The sequence below is a fragment of the Mycobacterium sp. MFM001 genome, from assembly GCF_003402475.1.
In the GTDB taxonomy this organism is placed as follows: domain Bacteria; phylum Actinomycetota; class Actinomycetes; order Mycobacteriales; family Mycobacteriaceae; genus Mycobacterium.
Window position 1 is genome coordinate 1 of the sequence record NZ_BFAB01000033.1, and the last position, 4,799, is coordinate 4,799.

At 66.6% G+C, this 4,799-nt stretch carries 1 protein-coding gene; it reads left to right on the forward strand.

Annotated elements, in window-relative coordinates; genetic code table 11:
• Positions 1–4,799, forward strand: a 4,799-nt coding sequence (locus MFM001_RS24210; RefSeq protein ID WP_116377756.1) for a non-ribosomal peptide synthetase, incomplete at both ends; no start/stop codon positions are given.

The following is a 4,799-nucleotide window of genomic DNA, read 5'->3' on the forward strand; positions in this document are numbered from 1 at the left end:
AAACTCGACACCCACGCCCTACCCGCACCCGACTATCAGGACACTGATCGATACCGCGCCCCAAGCAACACAATTGAGGAAATCCTTTCCGACATCTACGCCGACGTGCTCGGGCTGGAACGGGTCGGCGTCGACCAGTCCTTCTTCGACCTCGGCGGGGATTCGCTGCTGGCGATGCGCCTGTTCGCGGCAATCAACACCACACTGGATGCCGATCTTTCGGTACCGGCCTTGTTCGAGGCGCCCACGGTTGCTCAGTTGGCGGGCCGTGTCCGGGTGGGATCGCGTCGGCTCGCGCCCCTGGTGGCGGTGGACCGGCCTGCGGTGGTGCCGTTGTCGTTTGCCCAGCAGCGGTTGTGGTTCATCGATCAGTTGCAGGGGCCGTCGCCGGTTTACAACATGGCGACCGCGTTGCGGTTAAGTGGCGCACTTGATGTCGAGGCGATGAGTGCGGCGCTCGCCGATGTGGTAGGGCGTCATGAAAGCCTGCGTACGTTATTTGTGGCGCCGCAGGGCAGCCCTCAGCAGCTGGTGGTGCCACCCGAATGCGCCGAATTCGGTTGGGATGTCGTTGATGCCAGCGGCTGGCCGGCGGATCGGCTGCAGGAGGCCATCGGCACAGCGGCGCGTCACAGTTTTGACCTGGCATCTGAGATCCCTTTGCGAGCAACACTTTTCCGGCTCACCGATGACGAACATGTGCTGGTGGCCGCGGTGCACCATATCGCCGCCGACGGCTGGTCGATCGCGCCGTTGGTGGCTGATTTGGGAGTCGCGTACGCCAGCCGGTGTGCCGGACGGGCTCCCGACTGGGAGCCGTTGCCGGTGCAGTACGCCGACTACACGTTGTGGCAGCGGGCACTGCTGGGTGACCTCGCCGACAGCGATAGCCCCATCGCCGCGCAGCTGGCCTACTGGGAGCAGGCGCTGGCAGGGATGCCCGAACGACTCCAGCTGCCCACCGATCGGCCCTACCCGCCGGTGGCCGATCAGCGCGGCGCCACCGTGGTTGTGGACTGGCCGGCCGAGTTGCAGCAGCGCGTGGTGCGGATGGCTCACGAGCACAACGCGACCAGCTTCATGGTGATCCAGGCGGCGTTGGCGCTGCTGCTGTCCAAACTCAGCGCCAGCCCCGATGTGGCGGTGGGATTCCCGATCGCCGGGCGTCGCGATCCCGCACTGGACAAGTTGGTCGGCTTTTTCATCAATACCTTGGTGCTGCGGGTTGATCTGGCCGGCGATCCCACCGTCGCCGGCCTGTTGAGCCAGGTGCGCCAGCGCAGCCTGGCCGCCTACGAGCACCAGGACGTGCCATTCGAAGCGCTTGTGGAGCGGCTCAACCCGTCTAGGTCGTTGGCTCATCACCCGTTGGTTCAGGTGCTTGTGGGCTGGCAGTTCGCCGGGAACAGCGATCCCGCGGCGGAGCTGGCTTTGGGGGGTCTCCAAGTCACGTCGTTGCCCGTCGATACCCAGTCTGCCCGTATGGATTTGGCGTTTGCGTTGGCCGAACGCTTCACCGAGGACGGTGAGCCCGCCGGGATCGGTGGAACGGTGGAGTTCCGCACGGATGTGTTCGACGCGGAGAGCATCGAGACGCTGATCGAACGGTTGGCGCGGGTACTGGTGGCGATGACTGCGGATGCCGCGCGGCCGTTGTCGTCGTTGGATGTGCTCGACGAGGCCGAACATGCCCGCCTCGACGAGATCGGTAACCGCGTTGCATTGACGCAACCCGCAACGCCGGTGTCGATTCCGGTGCTCTTCGCCGAACAGGTCAGGCGCATCCCGGAGGCGGTGGCGGTGACCTTCGAGCGCCGCTCCCTGACCTATCGCGAGGTTGAGGAGGCGTCTAACCGGTTAGCGCACTTGTTGGCTGCTCACGGCGTCGCTCCCGGCGCAATTGTGGCGCTGCTGCTGGAGCGATCCGCCGAGGCGATCGTGGCGATGCTGGCGGTGTTGAAGGCCGGGGCGACCTACCTGGCGATCGACTCGGCGCTGCCGGCGGCGCGGATCGGGTTCATGGTGGAGGATGCTGCACCGATCGCCGTCATCACCACCGCGGATCTCACCGACCGGCTGGACGGGTACGACCTGCTGGTCATTGACGTCGAGGATCCTCGCGTCGACAGCTACCCGGGCACCAGCTTGCCGGCACCGGCCCCTGAAGATCTTGCGTACATCATCTACACCTCGGGCACCACCGGTGCCCCGAAGGCGGTGGCGATCAGCCACCACAACCTGGCCCACCTGGCGGACTCGATGCCGGCCCACCTGCCGACGGCCCAGGTGTGGACGCAGTGCCATTCGTATGCCTTCGACTTCTCGGTGTGGGAGATCTGGGCTGCGCTGTTGGCTGGCGGCCAGCTGGTGGTGGTGCCCGAGTCGGTCGTCGGCGCCCCGGAGGACTTCCACAAAGTGCTGGTCAGCGAGCGCGTCAACGTGCTCACCCAGACTCCGTCGGCGGTGGCAGCATTGTCGCCGGAAGGTTTGGATTCGGTGGCCTTGCTGCTCGGGGGTGAGGCCTGCCCGGTTGACGTGGTGGATCGGTGGGCGCCCGGGCGGGTGGTGATCAACGCCTACGGCCCGACAGAGGCCACGGTCTATGCGTCGATGAGTGCGCTGTCGCCATCCGGATCGGGTGTGGTGCCGATCGGTGCGCCGGTGCCGACCGCGGCGTTGTTTGTGCTGGATCAGTGGTTGCGATCGGTGCCGGTCGGTGTGATCGGTGAGTTGTATGTCGCCGGTCGTGGCGTGGGCGTCGGGTATCTGTGGCGCGGCGGATTGACTGCGTCCCGCTTTGTGGCGTGCCCGTTCGGGGATCCCGGGGCGCGCATGTATCGCACCGGGGATTTGGTGCGGTGGGGTGGCGGTGGGCAGCTGCAGTATCTGGGTCGCGCCGATGAGCAGGTCAAGGTCCGCGGCTATCGCATCGAACTCGGCGAGGTTGAGACCGCTTTAACCGGGGTGGATGGGGTAGAGCAGGCGGCGGTGATCGCCCGCGAGGACCGTCCCGGCGATAAGCGCCTGGTGGGTTATGTCACCGGCACCGCAGACCCGACCGAAATACGCGCGCAGCTGGCCGAGCGACTACCGCCGTATATGGTGCCCGCCGCTGTGGTGGTGATGGATGCGCTGCCCTTGACGGTCAACGGCAAGTTGGACAAACGGGCCCTGCCGGCACCCGAATACACCAGCGTCGATCGTTACCGCGCCCCGGGCAGCGCCATCGAGGAGGTGCTGGCCGGCATCTACGCCCAGGTGCTCGGTGTGGAGCGGGTCGGGGTGGATGACTCGTTCTTCGACTTGGGGGGCGACAGCATTTTGTCGATGCAGGTGGTGGCCCGGGCTCGGGCGGCCGGGCTGAGCTGTCGGCCGCGTGATGTGTTCGTCGAGCAAACTGTGGCCGGGCTGGCCCGGGTGACGGTGGTGGCCGAGGGCACGGCTGGCGTGGTCGATAGGGGAGTCGGGCCGGTGATCGCGACCCCGATCATGCACTGGCTGCAAAACATTGATGGTCCGACGGATCAGTTCAACCAGACGCTGGTGATATCGGCCCCGGCAGGGGCGGCCGAGGCCGATGTGGTGGTCATGGTGCAGGCGCTGTTGGATCGGCACGCCATGCTGCGGGCGCGGCTTGATGACGACGGTGCGCTCTATGTTCCCGAGCCCGGCTCGGTCGACGCCAGCGCGTGTCTACAGACGATCGATGTGCTCTGCGATGAGGCGGTGGTGGCGGCCCGGTCGCGGCTGAACCCGAGCGCCGGGAGGATGCTCAGCGCGCTGTGGGTCAGCTCGGCGGGTCAGCTGGTGGTGATCATTCACCATCTGGCCATCGACGCGGTGTCGTGGCGAATCCTGTTGGAAGACCTCAACATCGCCTGGGCCCAGCATCAGGCCGGGCAGCCGGTGGCATTACCGGCGGGCGGGACATCGTTTGCCCGGTGGGCAGCACTGCTGGCCGAGCACGCACAAGCACCGGCGGTGGTAGAGCAGGCGGCGGCGTGGAAGCAGGTGGCGGCGGCACCGGCCGCGCTGGCGCCGGTGCAGCCCGAGCGGGACACCTATGCCAACGCCGCGCAGTTGTCGGTGTCGTTGGATACCGAGACCACCCGGGTGCTGCTCGCTGAGGTGCCCGCAGCATTTCACGCCGGCATCCATGAGGTCTTGTTGATCGCCTTCGGATTAGCGCTGACGGAGCTTTTGGGCACCGGCGCAGTACCGATCGGCATCGACGTCGAGGGCCACGGCCGCGCCGAGGAACTGGCCGCCGAGCTGGATCTGTCCCGCACAGTGGGCTGGTTCACCACCAAATACCCGGTGTCATTAACCATCGGCGGACTGCCCTGGGCGCAGGTAAGCACCGGCGCGGCCGCCCTGGGGCGGGCCATCAAAGACGGCAAAGAGCAGCTTCGCGCCCAGCCCGACCCGCTGACCTACGGTCTGCTGCGCTACCTCAACCCCGACGTCGACCTGCCCGAATCCGACCCGCCAATCGGCTTCAACTACCTAGGACGGCTCAGCACCGCCGGGACCGAGGCCACCGAGGCCATGTGGCAGCCCAGCCCAGAGGGCCTATCCGTCGCCGCCACCGCGGCAGCACTACCAATGCCCTTAACGCACACCGTGGAACTCAACGCCGCCACCGTCGACACCGAAACCGGCCCACAACTACACGCCACCTGGACCTGGGCACCCACAGCAATAGATCGCGCAGAGGTCCGTCAGCTCAGCGAACTATGGTTCGACGCCCTGACTGGCATCTGCACCCACGTCCAGCACGGTGGCGGCGGGCTAACGCC